At 61.0% G+C, this 23,839-nt stretch carries 21 protein-coding genes; 8 read left to right on the top strand and 13 right to left on the bottom strand.

The window, feature by feature from the left end; translation table 11 throughout:
* Nucleotides 1-10 precede the first annotated feature (10 nt).
* On the top strand, nucleotides 11-898 hold the full coding sequence (locus SYN63AY4M2_RS05055; RefSeq protein WP_228375411.1) for a hypothetical protein: 888 nt from the start codon (nucleotides 11-13) through the stop codon (nucleotides 896-898).
* Nucleotides 899-2,158: a bifunctional cobalt-precorrin-7 (C(5))-methyltransferase/cobalt-precorrin-6B (C(15))-methyltransferase gene (locus tag SYN63AY4M2_RS05050; RefSeq protein ID WP_011429370.1), complete on the top strand. Its 1,260-nt coding sequence runs from the start codon at nucleotides 899-901 to the stop codon at nucleotides 2,156-2,158. It begins immediately after the preceding gene.
* A gap of 34 nt (nucleotides 2,159-2,192) precedes the next feature.
* Here the strand turns inward: SYN63AY4M2_RS05050 and SYN63AY4M2_RS05045 are convergent, their stop codons facing one another.
* The gene (locus SYN63AY4M2_RS05045) at nucleotides 2,193-2,789 is read right to left on the bottom strand and encodes an NYN domain-containing protein (protein WP_011429371.1); all 597 of its coding nucleotides are present in this window, start codon (nucleotides 2,787-2,789) and stop codon (nucleotides 2,193-2,195) included.
* 190 nt (nucleotides 2,790-2,979) lie between these two features.
* Between SYN63AY4M2_RS05045 and sfsA the strand changes: the two genes are divergently transcribed.
* From sfsA to msrA, 3 genes are all read left to right on the top strand, one after another.
* Nucleotides 2,980-3,699 carry a DNA/RNA nuclease SfsA gene (sfsA, locus tag SYN63AY4M2_RS05040; RefSeq protein ID WP_011429372.1) on the top strand — a complete coding sequence of 240 codons (720 nt, stop codon included), beginning with the start codon at nucleotides 2,980-2,982 and terminating at the stop codon, nucleotides 3,697-3,699.
* A 24-nt stretch (nucleotides 3,700-3,723) separates the two neighbouring features.
* Nucleotides 3,724-4,509, top strand: coding sequence for an exodeoxyribonuclease III (xth, locus tag SYN63AY4M2_RS05035; RefSeq protein WP_099834673.1), 786 nt, complete (start codon nucleotides 3,724-3,726; stop codon nucleotides 4,507-4,509).
* Nucleotides 4,510-4,607: 98 nt separating this feature from the next.
* Nucleotides 4,608-5,276, top strand: coding sequence for a peptide-methionine (S)-S-oxide reductase MsrA (msrA, locus tag SYN63AY4M2_RS05030; RefSeq protein ID WP_099834672.1), 669 nt, complete (start codon nucleotides 4,608-4,610; stop codon nucleotides 5,274-5,276).
* Between the two features lie 113 nt (nucleotides 5,277-5,389).
* Here msrA and cysW read toward each other — a convergent pair whose 3' ends face one another.
* The 10 genes from cysW to pflB form a co-directional block, all read right to left on the bottom strand.
* The gene (gene cysW / locus SYN63AY4M2_RS05025; RefSeq protein WP_099812465.1) at nucleotides 5,390-6,229 is read right to left on the bottom strand and encodes a sulfate ABC transporter permease subunit CysW; all 840 of its coding nucleotides are present in this window, start codon (nucleotides 6,227-6,229) and stop codon (nucleotides 5,390-5,392) included.
* Nucleotides 6,219-7,031 carry a sulfate ABC transporter permease subunit CysT gene (gene cysT / locus SYN63AY4M2_RS05020; protein ID WP_099812464.1) on the bottom strand — a complete coding sequence of 271 codons (813 nt, stop codon included), beginning with the start codon at nucleotides 7,029-7,031 and terminating at the stop codon, nucleotides 6,219-6,221. Before cysT ends, cysW begins: the two co-directional genes overlap by 11 nt.
* A gap of 6 nt (nucleotides 7,032-7,037) precedes the next feature.
* On the bottom strand, nucleotides 7,038-8,117 hold the full coding sequence (locus tag SYN63AY4M2_RS05015; RefSeq protein WP_099816176.1) for a TOBE-like domain-containing protein: 1,080 nt from the start codon (nucleotides 8,115-8,117) through the stop codon (nucleotides 7,038-7,040).
* Between the two features lie 139 nt (nucleotides 8,118-8,256).
* Complete coding sequence (locus tag SYN63AY4M2_RS05010) at nucleotides 8,257-9,345, bottom strand: sulfate ABC transporter substrate-binding protein (protein WP_240527742.1); 1,089 nt, start codon at nucleotides 9,343-9,345, stop codon at nucleotides 8,257-8,259.
* Between the two features lie 39 nt (nucleotides 9,346-9,384).
* The gene (locus tag SYN63AY4M2_RS05005) at nucleotides 9,385-12,180 is read right to left on the bottom strand and encodes a bifunctional acetate--CoA ligase family protein/GNAT family N-acetyltransferase (protein ID WP_099887250.1); all 2,796 of its coding nucleotides are present in this window, start codon (nucleotides 12,178-12,180) and stop codon (nucleotides 9,385-9,387) included.
* Between the two features lie 25 nt (nucleotides 12,181-12,205).
* Nucleotides 12,206-14,836: a bifunctional acetaldehyde-CoA/alcohol dehydrogenase gene (adhE, locus tag SYN63AY4M2_RS05000; protein WP_099887249.1), complete on the bottom strand. Its 2,631-nt coding sequence runs from the start codon at nucleotides 14,834-14,836 to the stop codon at nucleotides 12,206-12,208.
* A 90-nt stretch (nucleotides 14,837-14,926) separates the two neighbouring features.
* Entirely contained in the window at nucleotides 14,927-15,337 is a 411-nt protein-coding gene (locus tag SYN63AY4M2_RS04995; protein WP_011429381.1) for an OsmC family protein, read from the bottom strand.
* 181 nt (nucleotides 15,338-15,518) lie between these two features.
* Nucleotides 15,519-16,271: a pyruvate formate-lyase-activating protein gene (gene pflA, locus SYN63AY4M2_RS04990; protein ID WP_011429382.1), complete on the bottom strand. Its 753-nt coding sequence runs from the start codon at nucleotides 16,269-16,271 to the stop codon at nucleotides 15,519-15,521.
* A 161-nt stretch (nucleotides 16,272-16,432) separates the two neighbouring features.
* Entirely contained in the window at nucleotides 16,433-16,810 is a 378-nt protein-coding gene (locus SYN63AY4M2_RS04985; protein ID WP_011429383.1) for a pentapeptide repeat-containing protein, read from the bottom strand.
* An 86-nt stretch (nucleotides 16,811-16,896) separates the two neighbouring features.
* Nucleotides 16,897-19,203, bottom strand: a complete 2,307-nt coding sequence (gene pflB / locus SYN63AY4M2_RS04980) for a formate C-acetyltransferase (RefSeq protein ID WP_206337005.1) — start codon at nucleotides 19,201-19,203, stop codon at nucleotides 16,897-16,899.
* Between the two features lie 397 nt (nucleotides 19,204-19,600).
* On the opposite strand from pflB, the gene SYN63AY4M2_RS04975 reads away from it, so the two are divergent.
* Complete coding sequence (locus tag SYN63AY4M2_RS04975; RefSeq protein ID WP_011429385.1) at nucleotides 19,601-20,653, top strand: VOC family protein; 1,053 nt, start codon at nucleotides 19,601-19,603, stop codon at nucleotides 20,651-20,653.
* A gap of 81 nt (nucleotides 20,654-20,734) precedes the next feature.
* Here the strand turns inward: SYN63AY4M2_RS04975 and SYN63AY4M2_RS04970 are convergent, their stop codons facing one another.
* Together SYN63AY4M2_RS04970 and SYN63AY4M2_RS04965 are read right to left on the bottom strand one after the other, a co-directional pair.
* On the bottom strand, nucleotides 20,735-21,100 hold the full coding sequence (locus SYN63AY4M2_RS04970; RefSeq protein WP_011429386.1) for a response regulator: 366 nt from the start codon (nucleotides 21,098-21,100) through the stop codon (nucleotides 20,735-20,737).
* Nucleotides 21,101-21,411: 311 nt separating this feature from the next.
* Nucleotides 21,412-22,344 (bottom strand): NAD(P)H-dependent glycerol-3-phosphate dehydrogenase, encoded by a 933-nt coding sequence (locus SYN63AY4M2_RS04965; protein ID WP_011429387.1) that lies wholly within the window; start codon nucleotides 22,342-22,344, stop codon nucleotides 21,412-21,414.
* Nucleotides 22,345-22,463: 119 nt separating this feature from the next.
* Between SYN63AY4M2_RS04965 and SYN63AY4M2_RS04960 the strand changes: the two genes are divergently transcribed.
* Both SYN63AY4M2_RS04960 and gcvH read left to right on the top strand, forming a co-directional pair.
* Entirely contained in the window at nucleotides 22,464-23,369 is a 906-nt protein-coding gene (locus SYN63AY4M2_RS04960; RefSeq protein ID WP_099812457.1) for an alpha/beta hydrolase, read from the top strand.
* Nucleotides 23,370-23,447: 78 nt separating this feature from the next.
* Nucleotides 23,448-23,837, top strand: a complete 390-nt coding sequence (gcvH, locus tag SYN63AY4M2_RS04955) for a glycine cleavage system protein GcvH (protein ID WP_099812456.1) — start codon at nucleotides 23,448-23,450, stop codon at nucleotides 23,835-23,837.
* Nucleotides 23,838-23,839: the final 2 nt, after the last annotated feature.

Below are 23,839 nucleotides of genomic sequence, written 5' to 3'. Positions count from 1 at the left end.
GACCTTTCCCATGACCCCCGAACAAGAGGAGTGGCTGATCCGCAACCTTCAGCTTCAACAAGAACAGCTTCAAGAGATCCGAGCCGAACAGCAGAGAGCTGCCGAGCGGTTTGAGGCCCAGATGACGGAGATGCGGCAGGCCTTTGCAGCCCAAATTGCCGAGATCCGAGCCGAGCAGCAGCGGGCCGCCGAGCGTTTCTCCGCCGAGATCGCCGAGATCCGAACTGAGCAGCAGCGGGCTGCCGAGCGCTTTGAGGCTCAGATGACGGAGATGCGGCAGGCCTTTGCCGCCCAAATTGCCGAGATCCGGGCCGAGCAGCAGCGGGCCGCCGAGCGTTTCTCCGCCGAGATCGCCGAGATCCGAACTGAGCAGCAGCGGGCTGCCGAGCGCTTTGAGGCTCAGATGACGGAGATGCGGCAGGCCTTTGCCGCCCAAATTGCCGAGATCCGGGCCGAGCAGCAGCGGGCCGCCGAGCGTTTCTCCGCCGAGATCGCCGAGATCCGAACTGAGCAGCAGCGGGCTGCCGAGCGCTTTGAGGTCCAGATGGCCGCAATGCGAGCCGAGCGGCAGGCCATCGAAGCCCAGCTCCAGACCGAAATCCAGGAGATCCGGACGCTGATTCAGCACAACCAGGAGCGGATTCGCCAGAACGAAGAGCGGGGAGATGAGCTGGAGAGGGCCATCCAGGAATCCCGCCGCGATATGCAGGCCGGCTTTGCCGAGCTGAGGGAGGCGCAAGCCCTGATGATGGAGCAATTCCGGGAGCGGGATGGCCGCCTGATCGAGGCTCATCTGGGCTTTATTCGGGAAATGCGGGAGATGCAGCGGGAAGTGGCGGAGTTGCGCCTGGATTTTCTCAACCACATGCGCCAGTACCACCCGCCTGTCGAACGCTAGATGGCTACGACAACATCTGGCCGATCACCTCAGCTTGCGGTTATAGGGGTAGCAGCAGATGGCTCGGTGGCCTCTTGGGCGATTCCCCCCCTCTCCCAAGCGCAAACCTTGGCCGGGCCCTCCAGCTTGCTGCAGCACTTTGCTGACCATCCGGCCCGCCAGATCCGGCTTACTGGACCAGTGGAAAGTTGGATCCCGCTTTTGCAAAAGGAGCTGGCGCAGGGATCCCTGGTTTTGTTGGCCAGCGGGGATCCGCTGTTTTTTGGGATTGGGCGCCTGTTAACGCAGTACTTCCCGGCGGAGCAACTGGCCTTTTATCCCCAAGTCAGCTCAGTGCAGTTGGCCCTCAACCGCCTGCAGATCCCCTGGCAGGAGGCCACCATCCTCAGCCTGCACGGGCGGGGGGTGGAGCGGTTGCAAGACGCCCTTAGGCAGGGATCCCCTCTTATTGTGGCCCTGACCGATCCGGAGCACACCCCGGCGGCGGTGGCCCAGTTTATCGCCGACCTGCGGCTGCCGGTGCGCTACCAGGGCTGGGTGTGCAGCCAACTGGGATCCCCCCACGAGCAGATCCTGCCCCTGCAAGAAGGGGAGAAATCTGCCTTCCCCAGCCCCAACTTGGTGGTGTTGCGGCGCGTTGAGCCGGAACCGGATCCCCGCCGCTGGCCTTTGGTGGGGATCCCGGACGACCAGTTCCACACCTTTCCCGACCAGCCCGGCCTGATCACCAAGCAGCCCATCCGACTGCTCACGCTGGGGGCGCTGCAACTGCCGCGGCAGGGAGTGGTGTGGGATATCGGGGCCGGCACCGGTTCCGTAGCCGTGGAGATCGCCCGCCTCTCCCCCCAGCTCCAGGTCTATGCCATCGAGCGCAACGCCACAGGCATTTGTCTTATCCGGCGCAACCGCCAACGCTTCGATCTGGAAAACCTGCACGTGATCCCGGGGACAGCGCCCCGGGTGCTGGCCGACCTGCCGGATCCGGAGCGGGTGTTGCTGGGGGGAGGCGGCAAAGGGATCCGCGATCTGCTGCCGGCGGTGGCGGCCCGCCTGCGGCCTGAGGGGATCTTGGTGGCTAACTTCGCCACCCTGGAAACCTGCAGCGAAGCTCTGCAATGGCTGCGCTCGCGGAGCTGGCAGGTGCGGGTGGAACACATCCAGATCTCCCGTTCCACGGCCTTGGCCGAGGGCACCCGCTTTTCCCCGCTCAACCCCGTTTACCTGCTGCAAGGGATCCCTTCAAATTTGAGGTTGCAGTAACGGCCTCGTCGCCCTGCCCCCAGCTGGGGGCAATTTACCCCTCGTCCTCCTCATCGGTGGTGAAGCTCGGTCGGTACAGGTAGGAGGGGCGGTTGGTCTTCTTAATTTGATCCTTGATGGACTCCAGGTCGATGTAGCGATCCGCCAAGTTAATTAGCTGGTCGCTGGTCATCGAGCGCAGGCTAACTACCTCCACCCGCGCCCCTTGGTAGCTGACGGCATTGACTGCATAGGCCAGATCCCCATCGCCGCTCACCAGCACCGCCGTCTCGTACCAGCGCACCAGCGACAACATGTCCACAGCGATTTCCACATCTAGATTGGCCCGCTTGGAGCCATCGGGCAGTTGGGTCAGCTCTTTGGTAACCACACGGTAGCCGTTGCGGCGCATCCAGAGCAAAAACCCCTGCTGCTTTTCGTTGTTGCGATCGACGCCGGTGTAGAAAAAGGAGCGCAGGAGGGGAGAACGGCCGGTCAGCGTCTTCAGCAGGCGGGTGTAGTCGATCTCAATGCCCATCTGTAGGGCGGCATAGAAGAGGTTGGATCCGTCGATAAAGATGGCCACGCGCCCACGGTCGTCCTGGAAGGGATCCGGGGGCTGAAAGCCGGGCTCAGGATCAAGACGCAACATTCGGGCTTTCTTCTCCAAGTTTTGGCAAAGGGATAGAAAAAGATAAAGTATTAAAAGCTATAGGAACAAGGCGTCGGCAAAAAAGGCCCTGGCTGGAGAGATACGTCATTTACCCTAGCGCAGGAAGCTCCCTCCACCCGGAAGACTTCCAAAATCCTAAAGAAAAATACTCACCGGAGGACGCTTGCAGATGCCCGCCCAAGAGGGGCCGCCCCCTTACTGTTTTTCCACCCCCTTGCGCAGGGGGGTGTTGCGCAGCCGCTACCGGCGCTTCTTTGCCGAGGTGGAGCTGGAAAATGGGCAACCGGTAACCGCTCACTGCCCCAACACCGGGCCGATGACGGGGGTTTGCCAGGTGGGAGCGCCTGTGTACCTCTCCTATCACCCCGATCCCAAGCGCAAATTGGCCTACACCTGGGAGATGATCCAGGTGGAAGGGGTGTGGGTGGGGATCAACACCGGCCTGCCCAATCGCCTGGTGGAATGGGGGCTGGCACGAGGGTGGTTTCCCCAATTGGCGGAGTTCTCCCGCTGGCAACGGGAAGTGACTTGCGGCAGGAGCAAAATCGACTTCCTGCTGATGGGAGACTCTGGCTTGGCCTACCTAGAGGTTAAAAATACCACTTGGGCCGTGGGATCCCGCGCCCTGTTTCCCGATACGGTGACGACTCGCGGCCAAAAGCACCTGGAAGATCTCATCGAGATCCGCCGGCAAGGGCAGCGGGCTCTGCTGCTGTATTGGATCAACCGCGCCGATTGCACCGAGTTTGCCCCCGGCGAAGAACGGGATCCCCGCTATGCCCATCTGTTTCGCCAGGCGCTGCAGGCTGGGGTTGAGGTGCTGCCCTACCGGATCGCGGTCTCGCCACAGGGGATCCGTCCGCTGGGTTTGGCCAAAATAGTGGCCTGAGCGTCGTCTTGGAAACCTGCTGCCATGCAAGTGGCCACCTGGAACGTCAACTCCATTCGCACCCGGCTGCCCCAGGTTTTGGCTTGGCTGGACAAGCAGGGATCCCTGGATGTGCTCTGCTTGCAGGAGACCAAGGTGGTGGATGCGGACTTTCCCCGCGCGCCCTTTGAGGAGCGAGGCTTTTACGTAGAAGTGTACGGGCAGAAAGCCTACAACGGCGTTGCCCTCATCAGCCGGGAGGTGCCGGAAAAAGTAGAGCGTGGCTTTGGGGCCCTGCTGCCGGCAGCGGCGGAGCTGGACGAGCAAAAGCGGCTGATCGGCGGCCTCTACCGCGGCATCCGCATTCTCAACCTCTACGTGCCCAATGGCGAGGCGGTGGGATCCGACAAGTACGCTTACAAATTGCACTGGTTGGCCCGCCTGAAGGATTACCTCAACATCGCCCTGGGCCAGGGGCAGCCCATCCTCCTCTGCGGCGACTTCAACATCGCCCCCGAAGACCGGGATATTTACGATCCCCGCAAAGCCGGGGAAATCATGGCCTCGGAGCCGGAGCGGCAGGCCCTGCGGGAGATCCTGGCTTTGGGGTTTGAGGATGCCTTTCGCAAGTTTAACCCGGACCCTGGACATTTTAGCTGGTGGGACTACCGCGGGGGTGGGTTCCAGAAGAACCGCGGCTGGCGCATCGATCACTTCTACCTTTCCCCTCTGCTCCAGGACAAAGCTACTGCCTGCTGGATCGACGTCGAACCGCGGCGGGCACAAAAGCCCAGCGACCATGCCCCTGTGGTTGTGGAGCTGGCAATCTGAAATCCCCAGGCTGCTCGCTTGCCAATCCTTAATTTCAAGACAACAGCGGCCACCTGCGTTAGGCTGATAAGTGTTAACGAATGTATCGGGCTATCGCGATGGCGCTCTTTGGTTTTGGCAAATTGGGCAAGAAACTGACCCTGCCCACCCCGGAGGAGGCTTTGCCGGGCCGCTCCGAGCCAATGGCGATCGTCAACCGGCACTACGTCAAGGGCACGCCGCTAAAGCCCCCCTTTCCGGAGGGCATGGAGCTGGCCCTGTTCGGCATGGGCTGCTTCTGGGGAGCCGAGCGCAAGTTTTGGCAGTTGCCGGGAGTGTTCACTACTGCGGTGGGCTACGCCGGCGGGTATACTCCCAACCCAACCTATGAGGAGGTTTGCACCGGCTTGACCGGCCACAACGAGGTGGTGCGGGTGGTTTACGATCCGGCTCAAATCAGCTACCTGCAGCTTTTGAAGGTGTTTTGGGAAAACCACGATCCCACCCAAGGGATGCGGCAGGGCAATGATGTGGGCACTCAGTATCGCTCCGGCATCTACGTCTATTCCCAGGCCCAGCAGGAGCTGGCAGAAAAAACCCGCGATCTCTACCAGCAAGCCCTGAGCGCCCACGGCTACGGCCAGATCACCACTGAGATCCTGGAGGCTCCAGAGTTCTACTACGCCGAAGACTACCACCAGCAATACCTGGCCAAGAATCCGCGCGGCTACTGCGGCTTGGGCGGCACCAAAGTTCCCTTGCCAGAGCTGGCTGCCGAGTCTGTTTGAGCCACACCCTGGCCGTCCCACCCTCACCCCCGGCCCCTCTCCCTGAGGGAGAGGGAAGTTAGAGCGGCGCGTTCGTGATGAGGTTGCCTAGCGATAAGGATCCCAAAGAAGGCCTAGAAGATGCGGCGGGAAGGGGATCCCCGCTCTAGCAGCTCCTTGGCCACCAGGGTCACCACTGCCAGCAAGGAGAGCACCACCGCTGCCGCATAGGCCGAGCCCGTGGCATAGCTGCGGTAGGCATCTTCCACAAACAAGGGAAGGGTCTGGGTACGGCCGATGATGTTGCCGGAGACCACGGCCACCGCCCCGAACTCCCCCATGGCGCGGGCATTGGTCAGGATGACGCCGTAGAGAAGGCCCCAGCGGATGTTGGGCAGGGTGATGCGCAAGAAGATCTGCCAGGAATTGGCCCCCAGCGTTTTGGCGGCCTCTTCCTCTTCGGTGCCGGCCTCTTCCAACACCGGCAATACTTCCCGCACCACAAAGGGCAAAGTGATGAAAGCGGTGGCCAGCACAATGCCCGGAAAGGCAAAAATGACCCGCAGATTCCAGGATCCCAGCCAACCCTGACGGCCAAAGATCAGCACCAGCATCAGGCCGGCTACTACCGGCGAAATGGAAAAGGGCAGATCGATGAGGCTGAGCAGCAAGGCCCGCCCCGGAAAACGGCGGCGAGCCAGGGCCAAGGCGGCACAGAGGCCGAAAAGGGTATTGAGAGGCACGACAACCAAGGCAGTCAGCACCGTCAATCGGAGGGCACTGAGCAGCTCCCGCTCGGTCAGGTGCTGCAGAAAAGCTGGGATCCCTTCTCGAAACGCTTGGTAGAAGATGTTCACCACCGGGATCCCAAGCAGCAGGGCAATGTAGAGCCCGACAATGCCGATCAACAGGCCCGACAGCCAAGGGTTTGTCGATGGCTCCGGTTGGACCCCCGATATCCCGTCAGGTTTCATGGCGACTTCCCCAAGCTTGCAGAAGGTTAATCACCACCAGCGACAAGAAAGAGATCCCCAGCATCACTGTCCCGATTACCGTTGCCCCGGCATAGTCGTACTGTTCCAGCCGCTGGATCACCAGCACTGCCGCGATGAGATCCCGGAAGGGGATGCTGGAGGCGATGATAACGATGGAGCCATATTCGCCCACAGCGCGGGAAAACCCCAGGGCCACCCCGGTTAAAACAGCGGGCAAAATCTGGGGCAGCACCACCCGCCAGAAGGTCTGCCAGCGGGAGGCGCCCAAACTCCAGGCCGCTTCTTCCACCTCTTGTTCCAGCTCCTGCAGCACTGGCTGCACCGTCCGCACCACAAAGGGAAAAGAGATAAACAGCATCGCCACCCCCACCCCCAAGCGAGTGAAGGCAATGCGGATCCCCAAGGGGGCCAACAGGGATCCAATCCAGCCGTTGCTGCTGTAAACCGTCGCCAGGGTGAGGCCGGCAACAGCCGTGGGCAGGGCAAAGGGCAGATCAATCAACCCCTCGAGGAGCTTTTTGCCGGGAAAGGTGTAGCGCACCAACACCCAAGCCGTCAGGGTGCCCATTACACCATTCACTAAGGCCGCCAGCAGCGCAGTTACAAAAGTAACTTCATAGGCGGAGAGGGCCACCGGATCCGTCGCGATCCGCCAAAACTCCGCCCAGCCCACGCTGCTGGACTTGGCGATCAAGGCGGCCAGCGGCAGGGCCAACATCAGGAAGAGATAGCCCAAGCTCAGCCGCCACGGCCAAGACAGTTGAAACCCAGCTTGCTGCAACTTTCCTCAAGCTCCCAGCGACATCGGACTTCGTCCCGCCGTCGCCAGCGGGGTCATGGCAGTTTTCTTGTCGTTTTTTTTGAGGGGAAAGGCCTTGACCACCTTGGGACGGACATAGACCTGCTGCCCCACCTGCAGCGGCTGGCTGGCGTATTGATCCCGGCTCAGGTGGGCCCAGAGGGATCCGCCATCGCTCAAGACCAGCTCCGCCTGGATCTCCCGCCCCAGGTGGATGATCGCTTTTACCCACGCGGGGACGCCGCTGCTATTGGGGTTGACCTCGATCTGCACATCGTGGGGGCGCAAGAAAAGCTGGTGCGGGCCGGCCTGCGCCTCGGGAAGCTGGCAAGATAACAGGGAGCGGGGAGAGAGCTCGTTAACCGGGCCGATAAAGCTCATGACAAAGGGGGTGGCCGGGTGATCGTAGATCTCGGCAGGGGATCCCACCTGTTCGATCCGCCCCTGGTTCATGACCACGATCTGGTCGGCCACCTCCATGGCCTCCTCTTGGTCGTGGGTAACCAAGACGGTGGTGACGTGCACCTTGTCGTGCAGGCGCCGCAGCCACTGGCGCAGCTCCTTGCGCACCCTGGCATCCAGCGCCCCAAAAGGCTCGTCCAAAAGCAATACCTGCGGCTCCACCGCCAAGGCGCGGGCCAGGGCCACCCGCTGCCGCTGCCCCCCCGAAAGCTGGGAGGGGTAGTGATCCCCAAACCCCGACAGTTGCACCAGCTCCAACAGCTCGTCCACCCGCGCCCGGATCTCGGCCCGCGAAGCTTTGCGGATCTCCAGGCCAAAGGCAATGTTCTGCCGCACCGTCATGTGCTTGAACAGGGCGTAGTGCTGGAAGACAAAGCCAACATTGCGCTCCTGGACGCTGGCGTGGGTGGCATCCCGCCCGGTGAGGAAAATCCGCCCCGTGTCCGGCTTTTCTAGACCAGCAATGAGGCGCAAGAGGGTGGATTTGCCCGAACCCGACGGCCCCAACAGGGCGACCAGGGATCCCGTGGGAATGGTGAGATCCGTAGGGTGGAGGGCCTGAAACTGCCCAAAACGCTTCGATACCCCTGCGATGGTGATGCCCATAGGTTCTGCCTAGCTAAGGGTTGGCCGGACGGCGTTTCTGACGAAGGAGGGAGCCTCTAATCTACGGTAAACCTGTCAACAAACCGTTGATACAGCCCCCAGGATACCCCGAACGGGGAGAGGAAGACAAGGGATCGGTCTACAACTGGGCTTGGATGCGGTCAAACAAAGCCCCGTCGGCAAAGAAGCGGTTCTGGACAGCTTCCCAGCCGCCCAGGTCGGCGACAGTCACCAGATTTTTGATGGGAGGGTAGCGCCAGGCAAACTCTTGGGCCACCGTGGGCTCCACCGGCCGAAAACCCACCTCGGCAAAGGCCCGCTGCGCCTCGGGCGTAAAGAGATAGTCCACAAAGGCTTCGGCCACGGCGCGGGTGCCCTTGCGGTCTACGTTGGCATCCACCACCGCTACCGGGTTGTCGATGGAAATGTTGGGATCCGGCACCACGTAGGGCAAGGGCTGGCCGCGCAAGCCCGCCAGGATCACCTCATGTTCGTAGGTGAGCAGGGCATCCCCCTGCCCTTTTTGGAAAAAGACATCCGTAGCCTCCCGCGAGTCCCGCGGCAGGACGCGGACGTTTTTGTAGACCTGAGTAGTGAAGGCTAGGGCCTGCGGCTCAGGGACAGCGCTCCAGAGGGCCAAAAAGTTCCAGCGGGCACCCCCGGAGGTTTTGGGGTTGGCAGTAACCACCTGCAAGCCGGGCCGAGCCAGATCCGTCCAGGAGCGGATATCGTGGGGGTTGCCCTCCCGCGTTACCATCACCACCACCGAACGGGTGACGATCCCCTGGTTGGGTGTGCGACTTTCCCAACCCGGCCGAATCAGGCCGGCAGCCACAATGCGCTCCACATCCAGGCCTAGGGCCAGGGCCACCACATCGGCATCCAGCCCCTCGATGACCGCCCGCGCCTGCGTTGCCGAGCCGGCGTAGCTGCTTTCCACCCGCACCCGTTGTCCGGTCTGGGCCAGCCAATGGGCCTCAAAGGCAGGGATGATCTGGCGGTAGGCATCGCGGGTCACCGCAAAAGAAGCCAGAAGAATCCTCACTTCCCCGTGGGATCCCACCCCACAGCCACCTAGCCCCAGCAGAAGGAATCCCACCGCCAGCCACCGCCCCGCTCTCCCCCACCAGGCCACCGCGACGGGTGAAGGGATCCCCAATGGCTTCCCCGCTGCCCCTTCCATCTTCACCGCCATCCCCAAAAACTTCTCCACTTCTCCGTCCCTCACCCCCAACCCCTCTCCCAAAAGGCGAGGGGAGGTTGGAGGCTAAGGAACTATTCTACGGTAATCCAGTCGGCAAACCGTTTTTAGACCAGGGATCCCTAGGCGGGGCAGGGGGTGGGGGGGCGCCGCGTCGGCAGCGAGATCCAGCGTGGCATTGAGGAGGCCGGGATCCTCCGGGGAGGGGAGCAACTGGAACCCTAGCCGCTTGCACAGGCGGCGCATGCCCTCGTTTTCGCTGAGCACCTCGCCGGCCAGACGCCGGATTCCTTCGCAGCGGGCCACCTGAATCAGGCGGGTCAGCAGCTCCGTGCCGATCCCCTGCCGTTGATAGGGATCCGCCACCAGCAGGGCAAACTCCGCCTCTTCGGGGAGGCCGTGTCTTTTGGAGAGGCGGCTGATGCCGAGGATTGTGGCTTCTGGCTCCTGTTTTTCCGCCACCAGGGCGATCTCGCGGTCGTAGTCGTTGAAGCAGATGCGGATTAAGCGCTCGTGGGCGATGCGGGCGCTGTATTTGATGGGGTGGAAGTAGCGCAGGTAGATGCTGTAGTCGGAGACGTGGCGATGAAACTGGATTACCAGCGGCTCGTCTTCAGGGCGGATGGGGCGGATGGTGATGCCGTCCCGGAAGCTCCAGATGTACTGGGTGGGATAGGGGCGGATGGCCAACGGCACCGGTGGTTCTTGCTCTGAGCGCAGAATGACGCGGGCATCCAAAGCCACCAGCCCCTCGCCCGAGGCCAGCAGGGGGTTGATGTCGATCTCCTTGATCTCCCGCTGTTCGGCCACCAGTTGGCTGAAGCGCACCAAAAGCTGTTCCAGCGCTTCCAGCTTGACGGCTCGGCGCCCCCGCACCCCCTTGAGGGCCTTGTAGATGAGGGTATTCTCCATCAGGCGCCGCGCCAAGGTGGTGTTGAGGGGGGGAAGGCCGATGGCGCGATCCTGGAACACTTCCACCAATTGGCCGCCGCTGCCAAACAGCAACACCGGCCCAAACTGGGGATCCTCGCTGCTGCCCAGGATCAGCTCGTAGCCGTCGGTGCGGATCATCGGCTGCACCGTCACCCCTTGAAAGTGCTGGGATCCGGCTTTTTCGGCAACATTGGTCTGGATCTGCCGGTAGGCCCGCCGCACCGACTCGGCATCGGGCAGGTTGAGCTGCACGCCGCCTACGTCGCTTTTGTGGGTGAGGGTGTGGGAGTAGAGCTTGAGCACCACCGGGTAGCCGATTTGTTCGGCGGCCTCTACAGCCGCTTCCGGGCTCTCGGCCACCCGCGTGGGCACCACCGGGATCCCGTAGGCGGCTAGGATCTCCTTGGACTCGACCTCGGTCAGGAGCGTGCGGCCTTGCCGCCGGGCTTGGCTGAGGATTGGCTGCACCCTCTCGCGCTCGACCGCTGTTGCAGGGGGCAGCGCGGGGGTTTCGTAGAGGGCCTTGAGGTTGTCGCTGAAGCGCCACAGATAGCTGAACACCCGCGCCGCCTGATCCGGATAGCGGTAGGTGGGGATCCCGGCCTGGTTGAGGATCTGCTCGCCGGCATCCACCAGGGCTCCCCCCATCCAACTGGCCAGGATGGGTTGGCGAGATCCGCTGCGCCGCCAGGTCTCCACCACCTTGGCGGCCGTGGCGGTGGGATCTGTCATCGCCTGGGGGGTGAGGATCACCAGACAGCCCTGGCTGCCGGGATCCCGCAGCACGATCTCCAGCGCCTGGGCAAAGCGCTCCGGCCCGGCATCGCCCAAAACGTCGATGGGGTTGCCGTGGCTCCAGTGGGGCGGCAGGATCTGGCTGAGCTGCTCCAGCGTCTCCGGGGCAAGAGAGGCCAGGGATCCGCCGGCGCGAATGAGGGCGTCGGTGGCCAGCACCCCTGGCCCGCCGGCATTGGTGAGGATGCTGAGGTGGGGCCCTTGCGGACGGGGCTGTTTGGCCAGCACCTCCGCCATGTCGAAGAGATCTTCAATGTGATCCACCCGCAGCACGCCGCAGCGGCGGAAGGCCGCATCCAAAACCGCGTCGCTGCCGGTGAGGGATCCCGTGTGGGAGGCCGCCGCCTGGGCCGCCGCCTGGGTGCGCCCCGCCTTGATGACGATGATGGGCTTGCTCAGCGCCACCTCGCGGGCCGCCGACAAAAACGACCGCGCATCCCCGACGGATTCCATGTAGAGGACGATGCTGTGGGTATGGGGATCCTGGCCCAGGTAGTCGATGAGATCCCCCCAGCCCACATCCAGCATCGATCCCAGGGAGATAAAGGCGCTAAAGCCGACATTTTCCTGCAGGCTCCAGTCTAGGATCGAGGTGCAGAGGGCCCCGCTTTGGCTGATAAAGCCCACGTTGCCGGGCCGGGCCATCTGGGCCGCAAAGGTGGCATTTAGGCCCGTGTGGGGGTTTTGGATCCCCAGGCAGTTGGGGCCAATCAGGCGCAGCTTGCCGCGGGCAGCCTCTTGGATGGCCTTTTCCAGCTCCAGCCCCTCGGGGCCGATTTCCTTAAAGCCCGCCGAGAGGACAATAGCTCCCTTGACGCCGGCCTCGACGCATTCTTGAATAACCGCCGGCACCCCGGCTGCCGGGATGGCGATGATGGCCAGATCCACCGGCTCCGGCAAAGCAGACAGCCGCTCATAGGCCCGGATGCCCAACACCTGGTGCCGCTTGGGGTTGACCGGGTAGACCGTGCCCCCAAACGGGTGGCTGATCAGGTTCCACAAGACCGTGCGCCCAACACTGCCCTCCCGCTCTGTTGCCCCCACCACCGCCACCGAGCGGGGCAGAAAAATGGGATCTAAGGGGTGGGATCTGGCCTTCCAGATGTCGAGGCTGGGGTCAGGGCGGCGCCGCATGGGCTTACTCCTCAATGTCTGGTGACTAGGCCAACACCGGCTCCGGCTGGTGGTAGAGGGCAGCCTCCACCCGGCAGCCCCGGTAGGCCAAGACGTACAGCTCCTTCATGTCCTGAATCAGCGGGTAGCGGGGGTTGGCGCCGGTGCATTGATCATCGAAAGCCTGCTCCGCCATCGCCTCCAGACGGTCGTAGAACGCCTGCTCGCTCTCGCTGAGGGCCTCGCGGATGGTAGCCGGGATCCCTAGCTTCCGCTTTAGCTCCTCGATGGCCTCAATGAGGCGCATGACCTTTTCATCATCATTGGCTCCGCCCAACTGCAGGTAATCGGCAATCTCGGCATAGCGGTGCTTGGCGTTGGGGTAGCGGTATTGGGGGAAGATGGCCTGCTTAAAGGGGGCGTCGGTGGCGTTGTAGCGGATGACGTGGGTAATCATCAGGGCATTGGCCAGGCCGTGGGGCAGGTGGAAGGTGGATCCCAGCTTGTGGGCCAAGGAGTGGCACACCCCCAAAAAGGCGTTGGCAAAGGCCATGCCGGCAATGGTGGCAGCGTAGTGGACTTTTTCCCGCGCTTCTGGATCTTCGGCCCCCTTCTCGTAGGCCCGCGGCAGGTAGGTCATCAGCAGCTTAATCGCCTGCAGCGCCAGCCCGTCGGTAAACTCGCTGGCCATCACCGAGACATAGGCTTCCAAAGCATGGGTGAGGGCATCGAGGCCGCCGTAGGCGGTTAGCTTCTTGGGCATCTTCAAAGTGAGATCCGGATCCACAATGGCCATGCTGGGGGTGAGGGCGTAGTCGGCCAGTGGGTACTTGATCCCCACCCGGTCGTCGGTCACCACCGCAAAGGGTGTCACCTCGGATCCCGTCCCGGAAGTGGTGGGGATGCAGACCAGTTGGGCTTTTTGCCCCAGCGGCGGCAGCTCGTAGACCCGCTTGCGGATGTCCATAAAGCGCGTTGCCAGGCCTTCAAACTCCACCTGCGGCTGCTCGTACATCAGCCACATCACCTTGGCCGCGTCCATCGGGGATCCGCCCCCCACGGCGATGATCACATCCGGCTGGAATTGGCGCAACTGCTCCAGGCCGCGGTTGACGGCGCTGAGGGTGGGATCCGGCTCCACGTCGTGGTAGACATCCCACTTGATCTGCAGTTCGTCCAAAACCCGGGTAACCGCCTGCAGCACGCCCAGCTCGAAGAGGGGCCTATCGGTAACCAAAAAAGCCCGTTTTTTGCCGGCCAACTCCCGCAGCGCCACCGGTAGACATCCCGGCTTGAAGTAGATCTTGGGCGGCACCCGAAACCAGAGCATATTTTCCCGCCGGTAGGCCACCGTTTTAATGTTGAGCAGGTGGCGCGGCCCCACATTGTCCGAGACCGAATTGCCCCCCCAAGTGCCACAGCCTAGGGTGAGCGAGGGATCCAGCCTGAAGTTATAGAGATCCCCAATTGCTCCCTGGGAAGAGGGGGTGTTGATCAGCACCCGCGCTGTTTGTAGGGCATTTTCAAAGTAGGCAATATCGTCCCGATTGGCGGGATCGGTATACAAAACAGAGGTGTGGCCCCGCCCCCCGAAATTGACCACTTGGACGGCCATATCGACAGCGCTGGGGAAATCCTTGGCGCGGTAGAGGGCCAAAACAGGAGCCAATTTTTCGTAGGAAAACGGCTCTTCGGGCCCCACCTTCTCCACTTCCCCAATCAGCAGCTTGCTGCCTTCGGGTACCTGGATCCCGGCCAGAGCAGCGATGGTCTGCACCGATTGGCCAACAATAGCTGGATTGAGACGGCCATCCTTGAGGAGAATGCGGCGCACCGCTTGCGTCTGTTCCGGATCCAAAAAGTAGGCCCCTCGATGGCAAAACTCCGCCTTCACCTGCTCATAAACGGCCTCCACCACGATCACCGCCTGTTCCGAGGCGCAGATCATGCCGTTGTCAAAAGTTTTGCTGAGCAAGATCGAGCTGACAGCTGTGGGAATGTCGGCGCTGGCGTCGATCACCGCCGGCGTGTTGCCCGCCCCCACACCCAGCGAGGGGTGGCCGGAGGAATAGGCCGCCTTGACCATGCCAGGGCCCCCGGTGGCCAGGATCAACTTCACCTCCGGATGTTGCATCAAAGCCTGAGACAGCTCGATGGTGGGCTCGTCGATCCAGCCGATCAACCCCACAGGCGCACCGGCTGCCTCAGCCGCCTCCTTGACCACCTTGGCCGCGGCAATGGTGCATCGTTTGGCGCGGGGGTGAGGGGAAAAGATGATGGCGTTGCGGGTTTTCAGGGTGATGAGAGCTTTGAAAATGGTTGTCGAAGTGGGGTTGGTGACTGGCACAATGCCCGCCAAAAGCCCCACCGGCTCGGCAATGCGCTCGTAGCCAAAACTCTCGTCCCGCTCGATGACGCCACAGGTTTTCTCGTGTTTGTATTTGTTGTAAATGTATTCAGAGGCAAAGTGATTTTTGATCACCTTGTCTTCCACAATCCCCATGCCGGTCTCTTCCACGGCCAGCTTGGCCAGCGGGATCCGTTCGTTGTTGGCGGCCAGGGCAGCTTTGTGAAAGATCCGATCCACCTGTTCCTGGGTGAAGGTGGCATACTCAGCCTGGGCAGCTTTTACCTGTTGGATCAGAGCTTCCAGTTCCTCGAGGTTGGTGACAGGCATAGGTGGATCCTCCAAAATTACATCCATACAGGTTAAAAGTTGAGGCAACCGTTAGAAATTGCTGCAAGACTCCATGGGCCTGCTGACCGGCTAAGCGCCAACAGGCGCGGGAACCTGGATCTCAGTGGTCATTTTTGGGGGATGGGTAAGGGTGTTGTGGATGATGCACGCATCGACTGCCTTTTCCAACCCTTTTTGGTGTTTTTCGTCGAGCGGGATCCCACTTTTCACCCGAATGCAAATGTTGTCTAGGCGGGCAGGGTGCTCGACTTTATCTGCGGTAACAACCACTTCCAGCCCTTTGGGATCCAACTGCCGCGCTTCCAAATACTTGACGGCATAGAACCCCACACAAGCACCCAAAGAGGCCAAAAACCACTCCGGCGGCGTCATTCCCTGATCTTGGCCGTGGTTGTCCAAAGGCTGATCGCTGAGGATGCGATGGCCGCGGCTTTGGGCTTGAAATTGAACGCCATTTTGGTAGGTTACGCGCACTTCCACCGGGGATCCCTCCTCATTTTTGGAGCTACCAGAGTTGGCAAGCTGCTAGACTATTGGGTTCAACTAAGTTCAACTTAGCATTACCTTGGAGACAGCCTAAGGACTTTAGAGATGACTTTGGGATCAGGCTGGCTCAAGTCAGAATTGGCTCTAGTTTTGTTGCTGTCGCTCCAGCGATAAACTAAACTGCCACCAATCCCCGCTCGCGAAAGATCTGCAAAGCGTGGTTGATCTGTTCCGGGGTGGGCGGCTGAACATCGCTGAGGGTATAGGGCAATCCCAACTGCTGCCATTTGTATTCCCCCATCTTGTGAAAGGGCAAAACTTCCACCCGCTCCACGTTGGAGAGCGTGGCCACAAACTCGGCCAAGCCCTTGATGTTTTCCTCGGGATCTGTTAGCCCGGGAACCAGCACAAAACGAATCCAGGTGGGCTTGTGAATCTGATCCAAATAGCGAGCCAGATCGAGAGTGGGCTGCAGCGAAACGCCGGTAACTTTGCGATAGAGCTCCGGCAGATAGGACTTGATATCCAGTAGCACCAAGTCTGTATGGGCCAACACCGGCTTGGCCACGCCCAAGGGCGCATAGCCGGAAGTATCTAGAGCCGTGTGCAAGTCCAGCTCATGGCAGCGGCGGAAAATCTCCGCCACAAAGTTGGGCTGCATCAACGGTTCCCCCCCGCTGGCCGTGACTCCCCCGCCCTTGAGGTAGTAGTTGCGGCAGCGCTGGATCTCCGCCATGAGGGAATCCACCGTCACCACCTGGCCGGCATTGGGATCCCGACAGTCGGGATTGTGGCAGTACAGACAGCGCAGAGGACAGCCCTGCAGAAAGATGACAAAGCGGATCCCTGGCCCATCTACCGTGCCACAGGTCTCGACCGAGTGAATGCGGCCGGTTATCGGCGTCAAGGGGTTGAGCGGGGTATCCATACTTCTATCCTCAACAGCTTTTGCAAAATATCAATTAATCTTGAGGTTTTCTTCCCAATTGCTGTCTATGCTGCGCACACCATGGTTTTGTCTCTTTTGAGATTTGGGCTTTACCCGAACTGGGTTTTGCTTAACAGTTGACAACCCCTGGAAAGACCCCCCTACTGGGAAACACCTGCCGAGATGTTGTGCAGGCGATGGGCTTTGGGATCAAAGCCCGCCGGGAAATGGGTATAGGCATCGTAATCGGCGTGATCCAGCAAAGCCCCCTCCAAGAGAGCACCGCGGAAATCGCTGCCGAAAAGCAGGCATCCCCGCAGATCCGCTCCCGATAGGTTGGCGCCGGTGAAATCGGCAAAGCTGAGGTCACACCCCCGCAGGTTGGCGCCTGCCAGGTTGGCCCCTCTGAAATCAGCAGAGCGCAGGTCGGCACCGGCTAGGTGGATGCCCCGCAAGTCGGCCTGGGGCAGCTCGATCTCCTGGAAATCGCGCCGTCCCGCCGCGTAGTCTCTAACCAAGTCCAAAACGCTATAGCTCATCGAACCTCCTTGCTTGGGGAGGGGGATCCCTTCCCTCGACCCTGCTACGGGCAGCCTTCCGGGATCCCCCACTCCGCCGTTTTCCGTTAGAAGTGTTGGTGGAAGGTGCGGTTAATCACATCCAGTTGTTGCTCGCGGGTGAGCTTGATGAAGTTCACCGCGTAGCCAGACACTCGGATGGTGAGCTGTGGATAGAGCTCTGGGTGCTCCATGGCGTGCAGCAAGGTCTCGCGGTTGAGAACGTTCACGTTGAGGTGAAAGCCGCCATCCCGCATGTAGCCGTCCAGCAGCCCCACCAGGTTAGCAACCCGCTCCTCGGCGGTGCGACCTAGGGCCGCCGGCACGATGGAGAAGGTGTTGGAGATGCCATCCAGAGCGTCGTCGTAGGGCAGCTTGGCCACCGAAGCCAGCGAGGCCACCGCCCCCTTGGTGTCGCGGCCATGCATGGGGTTGGCCCCCGGCGCAAAGGGCTCGCCGGCCCGCCGCCCATCGGGGGTGTTGCCGGTTTTTTTGCCGTAGACCACGTTGGAGGTGATGGTGAGGATGGACTGGGTGGGGATGGCATTGCGGTAGGTCTTGTGCTTGCGCAGCTCGGCCATGAAGGTCTGCACCAGTTGCACCGCAATGGAGTCAACTCGGTCGTCGTTGTTGCCGTATTTGGGGAAGTCGCCATCCACCGCGTAATCCACCACTAGGCCCCGCTCATCCCGGATGGCCCGTACCCGCGCGTATTTGATGGCGGATAGGGAGTCGGCTGTTACCGACAGGCCGGCCAGGCCAAAGGCCATGGTGCGCAGCACGTCCCGGTCGTGCAGGGCCATCTCCAGGCGCTCGTAGCAGTACTTGTCGTGCATGTAGTGGATGATGTTCATGGTGTTGACGTAGGTCTTGGCCAGCCAGGCCATCATCTGCACCAGGCGCGGCCACACCTCGTCGTAGTCCAGGACATCGGCGGTGATGGGGGCGAAAGCAGGAGCCACCTGCTCGCCGGAGATCTCGTCCCGGCCGCCATTGATGGCATAGAGTAGGCACTTGGCCAGGTTGACCCGCGCTCCAAAAAACTGCATCTGCTTGCCGATGCGCATGGCCGACACACAGCAGGCGATGCCGTAGTCATCCCCCCAGTAGGGGCGCATCAAGTCGTCGTTTTCGTACTGGATGGAGCTGGTTTCGATGGAGACCTTGGCGCAGTAGCGCTTGAAGGCTTCCGGCAGCCGCTCCGACCAGAGCACCGTCAGGTTGGGCTCCGGTGCCGGCCCCAGGTTGTAGAGGGTATGCAGCATGCGGAAGCTGGTCTTGGTAACCAGAGGCCGCCCATCCAGCCCCATGCCGCCGATGCACTCGGTTACCCAGGTGGGATCCCCGCTAAAGAGCTCGTTGTACTCCGGCGTGCGCAAAAACCTGACCATGCGCAGCTTCATGACAAAGTGGTCGATGAGCTCTTGGGCCTCTTCCTCGGTGAGGATCCCGGCCTGCAGATCCCGCTCGATGTAGATGTCTAGGAACGTGGAAACCCGCCCCAGGGACATGGCAGCGCCATTTTGCTCTTTGACGGCTGCCAGGTAGGCCAGGTACAGCCACTGGATGGCCTCGCGGGCGTTGCTGGCCGGACGGCCCAGGTCAAAGCCGTAGCTGGCCCCCATTTCCTTGAGCTCGTGTAGGGCTTTGATCTGCTCCGAGAGCTCCTCCCGCAGGCGGATGGTTTCTTCATCCATCGTGTCCAGGTCGAGGCTGGCTTTTTGCGCCTCCTTGTCCTCAATCAGCCGATCCACCCCATAGAGGGCCACCCGCCGGTAGTCGCCGATGATGCGGCCCCGCCCATAGGCGTCCGGCAAGCCGGTGATGATGCCAGAGCGGCGGCAGCGGCGCATCTCCTCCGTGTAGGCGTCGAAAACCCCGTCGTTGTGGGTCTTGCGGTACTTGGTAAAGATTTCCTTAACCTTTGGATCCAGCTCGTAGCCGTAGGCCTTGAGGGCCGTCTCCACCATGCGGATGCCGCCGAACGGCATAATGGCCCGCTTCAGGGGCTTGTCGGTCTGTAGGCCTACAATTTGCTCCAGCTCCCGGTCGATATAGCCCGGCGGGTGGCTGGTGATGCTGGAAGGAAGGTCCGTGTCGGCATCCAAAACCCCCCGCTCCCGCTCCAGCGCCATCAAATCCTTAACCTTGGCCCACAGCCGCTGCGTGCGTTCGCTGGCCGGCGCCAAGAAGCTTTCGTCGCCGGTGTAGGGAGTGTAATTGCGCTGAATAAAATCTCGGACATCAATGCAGCGTTGCCACCGTCCCGGCAGAAAATCTCTCCCAATCGTTTGATCGGATACTTTGCGTTCTGTGGTTTTTTGGGCCTTCGATTCTGTAGATAAAGCTACAGAACGCTGCGCGCTTGCTATCATAACAATCCTCCCGGCTATTACGCCTAACAACTCCGCCAATAGGCTGGCGACAGGGCGAGGCGACGCCTCAGCAGCTGCCAAAAGCTACAACAATCTTTGCAAAAGGGAAGGCCTAGCCACTCACTTGAGGGAGAGCTTTTAGCAACTCTGCTGTTTCTTTTTTTAGATGTTGGCCCTACACCTCGCCCACTTCAATTTTAGTCTCTTGCCCTGGGAAGATGTTTTTGTGGGCGCATTTTTAACCGTGTTTTTTAATGTTGTCTTAAGAGTTTGCTGGAAAGAGTTTTGACCTTTTCCCTCGCCGAAGGGCCGACCTATGCTGAGGTAGGGCAGCCCCGGTTGCCCCACCAGAAGACCTGGTGTTCGCGTTAGCAGTGCGTTTTCTATGAAGTTTTCTATGAACCCGTCCATTCGAATTGTCCAAGGGATCCACCACCTGCACTTCTACCTTTGGGATCTGCCCCGTTGGCGGGAACACTTTTGTCGGGTTTGGGGCTTCCGGGTGGCAAGCGACGCCGGCAACACCCTGGAGCTGGAGCAGGGATCCCTGCGCTTGCGCCTGTCTCAGCCGGCACGGGCGGGGGACGAGGTGGACCGCCATTTGCAGCGGCATGGGCCGGGGGTGGTGGATGTGGCCTTGGCGGTGGGAGAGCAGGAGCTACCGGCCTTGGCGGAGCTGTTGCGGGGCCGAGGCGCCCAACTGGCGTGGATCCCGGCAGCAGCGGCGCTCTGCCTCCACACCCCCTACGGGATCCGGCATTCTCTGATCCCTGGCCCCTTGGATGCCGCCCCTGCCGAAGCGGGCCTGTTTTCCCACTGGGATCACGTGGTGTTGAACGTGGAGCAGGGATCCCTGCAGGCGGCAGCCGACTGGTATGGGCGGGTGCTGGGCTGGCGGCGGCTGTACCGCTACAGCATCGGCACCGCCACCTCCGGCCTGGAAAGCGTGGTGGTGGGGGATCCGGAAGCGGGGATCCAATGGGCCATCAACGAGCCCACCTGTGCCGCTTCCCAGATTCAGGAGTTTTTGCATGCCCATGGCGGCCCGGGCATTCAGCACGCGGCGCTGCACAGCTCAGACATTGTTGCCAGCCTGCGCCGGTTGCGGCAGGGGGGAGTGGACTTTTTGCAAGTGGCGCCGCAGTACTACACCAGCCTGGAAAGGGAGCTGGGGTTGGCGCTCCGTTCTGCCCTTGGGCAGGCCATCTCCTGGCAAGACCTGGTGGAGCAGCAGATCCTTCTGGATGCTACCCTGCCCGCTTCTGATGGCCAGGATCGCCCCCTTCTGCTGCAGACCTTTACCCAGCCCCTCTTTGGTCGGCCCACCTTTTTCTTTGAAGTCATTCAACGGCTAGGCGGGGCCACGGGCTTTGGCGAGGCCAATTTTCAGGCTTTGTTCGAGGCCCTGGAACGGCAACAGCGACAGCGACACCAGGCGCTGACCCCTTAGCTACAGCCGGCAGGGATCCGGAAAACTTTTCTCGGTTCCCTGGAAGTTTTATCCCAATAGTAAATGGCTATAGCTAAGAGTTCAGAGCAGTTGGGCGGCGATTGCTCTCAACAGGTGATTTTGGTCGATGGGCTTGGTTAAGTAGGCATTAGAGCCAAGCCGCAGCCCTTCTTCCATGTCTTCTCGGCTGGTTTTCGAGGAGAGAAAGACAAAGGGGATGTGGGCAGTGGACCGACCCCATCTCACGGCATCTAACACTCCATAGCCGTTCAGCTTGGGCATGACCACATCGCACAACACCAAATCCGGCAGGAGAGCGTGCACCATCTGTAATCCTTCCTCCCCATCGCTGGCCGCGACAGTGTCGTACCCAGCTCGTTGCAACACTTTCTGCAAATAGGTGCGGATGGCGGGTTCGTCTTCAATCACCAAGATGCGTTTGGACATGTGGCTTCGTAAAAAAGCAAACAAGAAACCCCCAATCCCTTGGGCTGGCCGTCGGCTTCCTGGAACAACCGAGAGCCGAGTTGATGCGGGAACGAACAGGGAAGCTACAGAGACAGCATAGAAAAACTCTGGGGAAAAAAGCTCCGCCAAATGGCTCATTCTGGTACCCTAACCCTCTGCAAAAATCCTGATACGGTGCAGAACCCCTTTCCTCATCCGCGGATTTGCGGCTATGGTCATTTCAAATAGCAATGCAACGTTTATCCCTAACTCCCCTCTCCCAGAGGGAGAGGGGCAGGGGGGTGAGGGTCTTATTCCGAGGTGAGTTGTCGCTCCATCAGCCTGGCCAGGGCAGCAGTGGGGGTGGTCTGTCCTTGCAACAACCGATGCACCTCCTGGGTGATAGGCACCCGGATGTTGTGTTGGGCGGCGATCTTGACCACGACAGGAGCGGTGTAAACTCCTTCGGCAGTGCCCTCGATTTCAGCCAGAACCTGGGACAAAGGCCTACCTTGGCCCAACCCGTAGCCCACCTGGTAGTTGCGGCTCAGAGGACTGTGACAGGTGGCCAGCAGATCCCCCAGGCCTGAGAGGCCGTTGAAGGTCTCAGGCCGCGCCCCTAAGCGGGATCCCACCCGGATCATCTCTGCCAAGCCGCGGGTAACCAGGGCAGCCCGAGCATTGGTGCCCAGGTGCAGCGCATCACACACCCCCACGGCGATGGCGATAACATTTTTCAGGATGCCTCCCAGCTCCACCCCCAGCGGATCGCTGCTGGTGTAGAGGCGAAAGCGCTCTGAAGCCAGGGCATGCTGCACCTGCACGGCTGCCCAGAGATCCCGGCTGGCTACCACTGCTGCTGCCGGCAAACCCTGGCGGATCTCGGCGGAAAGGTTAGGCCCGGAGAGCACCACCAACGGCTGGTTGGGGAAGGCAGCCCCCCAGATTTGGGCAGGAGTCAAAAGTTGGAGCGGATCCAGTCCCTTAGTGGCTGAGACCAAAATAACCTGCGGTGGGATCCCCACCTGGCGCACAACCTCGGCCACGGGGCGCACCCCTGCCATCGAGACTGCCGAGATGAGGATTTGGGATCCCTGGAGCACCTCTTTGAGATCCAGATCTTTGCGCCGGTCCCAAACCTGCACTCGGTGCCCCTGGGCCTGGGCCAGCAGAGCCAGCGTACTTCCCCAGGCTCCCGCCCCTAGAATGGCGATCTTCTGGGGGGATGTTGTGTTAGTTTTCATCTGACCTTTGCAGCCGCAGCTTCTCTCCCAGGATGCCTTAAACTCCCCGTTAGCAAGAGAGCGACAAAGGTTAGTATGGTTGGATACCAAATCATGGGTTCGGCCAAAGAGCAGACGAGATGACAGAAGCAGGGATCCGACGCCTTCCTGCTGAGGTAGCCGCCAAGATGGGGAGCTGGCGGCACGGCTATGCCCTCACCAATGGTATTCAACTGCACTACGTCACCCAGGGGGAAGGGGAGCTGGCCATCTTGCTGCATGGTTTCCCGGAGTTTTGGTACTCCTGGCGGCACCAGATCCCGGTGTTGGCGCAGCGGTTTTGCGTGGTGGCCCCCGATCTACGCGGCTACAACGATTCCGACAAGCCGGATCACGGCTACGACCTAGATACCCTCACGGCGGATGTCCGCGGCCTCCTGGATCACTTTGGGGCCAAGAGGGCGGTAGTGGTGGCCCACGACTGGGGAGGAGCCATTGCCTGGCACTGGGCGCAATTTTTCCCCGACGAGATCCGCAAGCTGGCCGTGCTCAACTCTCCTCACCCCGCTTGCTTTCGCCGGGAGTTCCTGACCAATTTGGACCAGATGCGCCGCAGTTGGTACTTGTTTTTCTTCCAGTTGCCCTGGCTGCCGGAGTGGGTGCTCCAGTGGAACTTGGGCGATTGGGTGCAGCGCATCTTCCGAGAGACCTCGGTGCGCAAAAGCGCCTTCACCCGACACGACCTGAAGATCTACCAAGAGGCTCTCGCCAAACCCAAGGTGCTCACCTCTGCCCTTAACTACTACCGCCACCTGTTTAGCCTGCCCACTCTGCAGAACCTGTTTTTACAGCCCCTGCGGCAGATCCTCGCCCCCACCCTGCTCATTTGGGGAGAGGAAGACTTTGCCCTCAGCCGCGAGCTGACCGAGGGAATGGATCCCTTTTTCCCCAACGGCATTCGCAAAGAATACATCCCCGAGTGCGGCCACTGGGCGCAGCAGGAGGCGCCGCAAACCGTGAATCGGCTGCTGATGGAGTTCCTCTAGGTGTCAAGTTGGGAGAGCTTTACCAGCCCCAGGGGTTCACCCTAGAATAATCCACTGAATTCTAGCAGGGGAAACGGCATGGCCCTGGAGTATCCGCCCCATCTGCGCTATGTGGACACCCACGAGTACATCCGCGTTGAGGATGACATTGCGGTGATTGGGATCACGGCTTATGCCGTCGATCAGCTCGGGGATATTGTCTTTGTCGGCCTGCCCGAGGAAGGAACAGAGATTGAAAAGGGAGAAAGCTTTGGCTCGGTGGAATCCGTTAAGGCGGTCGAGGATCTCTATGCCCCTGTTTCGGGGGAAGTGGTGGCAGTGAACAAAGCAGTGGTGGACAGCCCAGAGAGCATTGCCGACGATCCCTATGGAGACGGCTGGCTGATCAAGGTGCGCATGACCAACCCGGAAGATCTCGACGACACGATGAGCGCCGAGGCCTACGCCAGCTTGGTAGAAGGATCCTAAGA

It is taken from the genome of Synechococcus sp. 63AY4M2, from assembly GCF_002760475.1.
In the GTDB taxonomy this organism is placed as follows: Bacteria; Cyanobacteriota; Cyanobacteriia; order Thermostichales; family Thermostichaceae; genus Thermostichus.
This window is presented reverse-complemented; position numbering and strand designations above follow the sequence as displayed.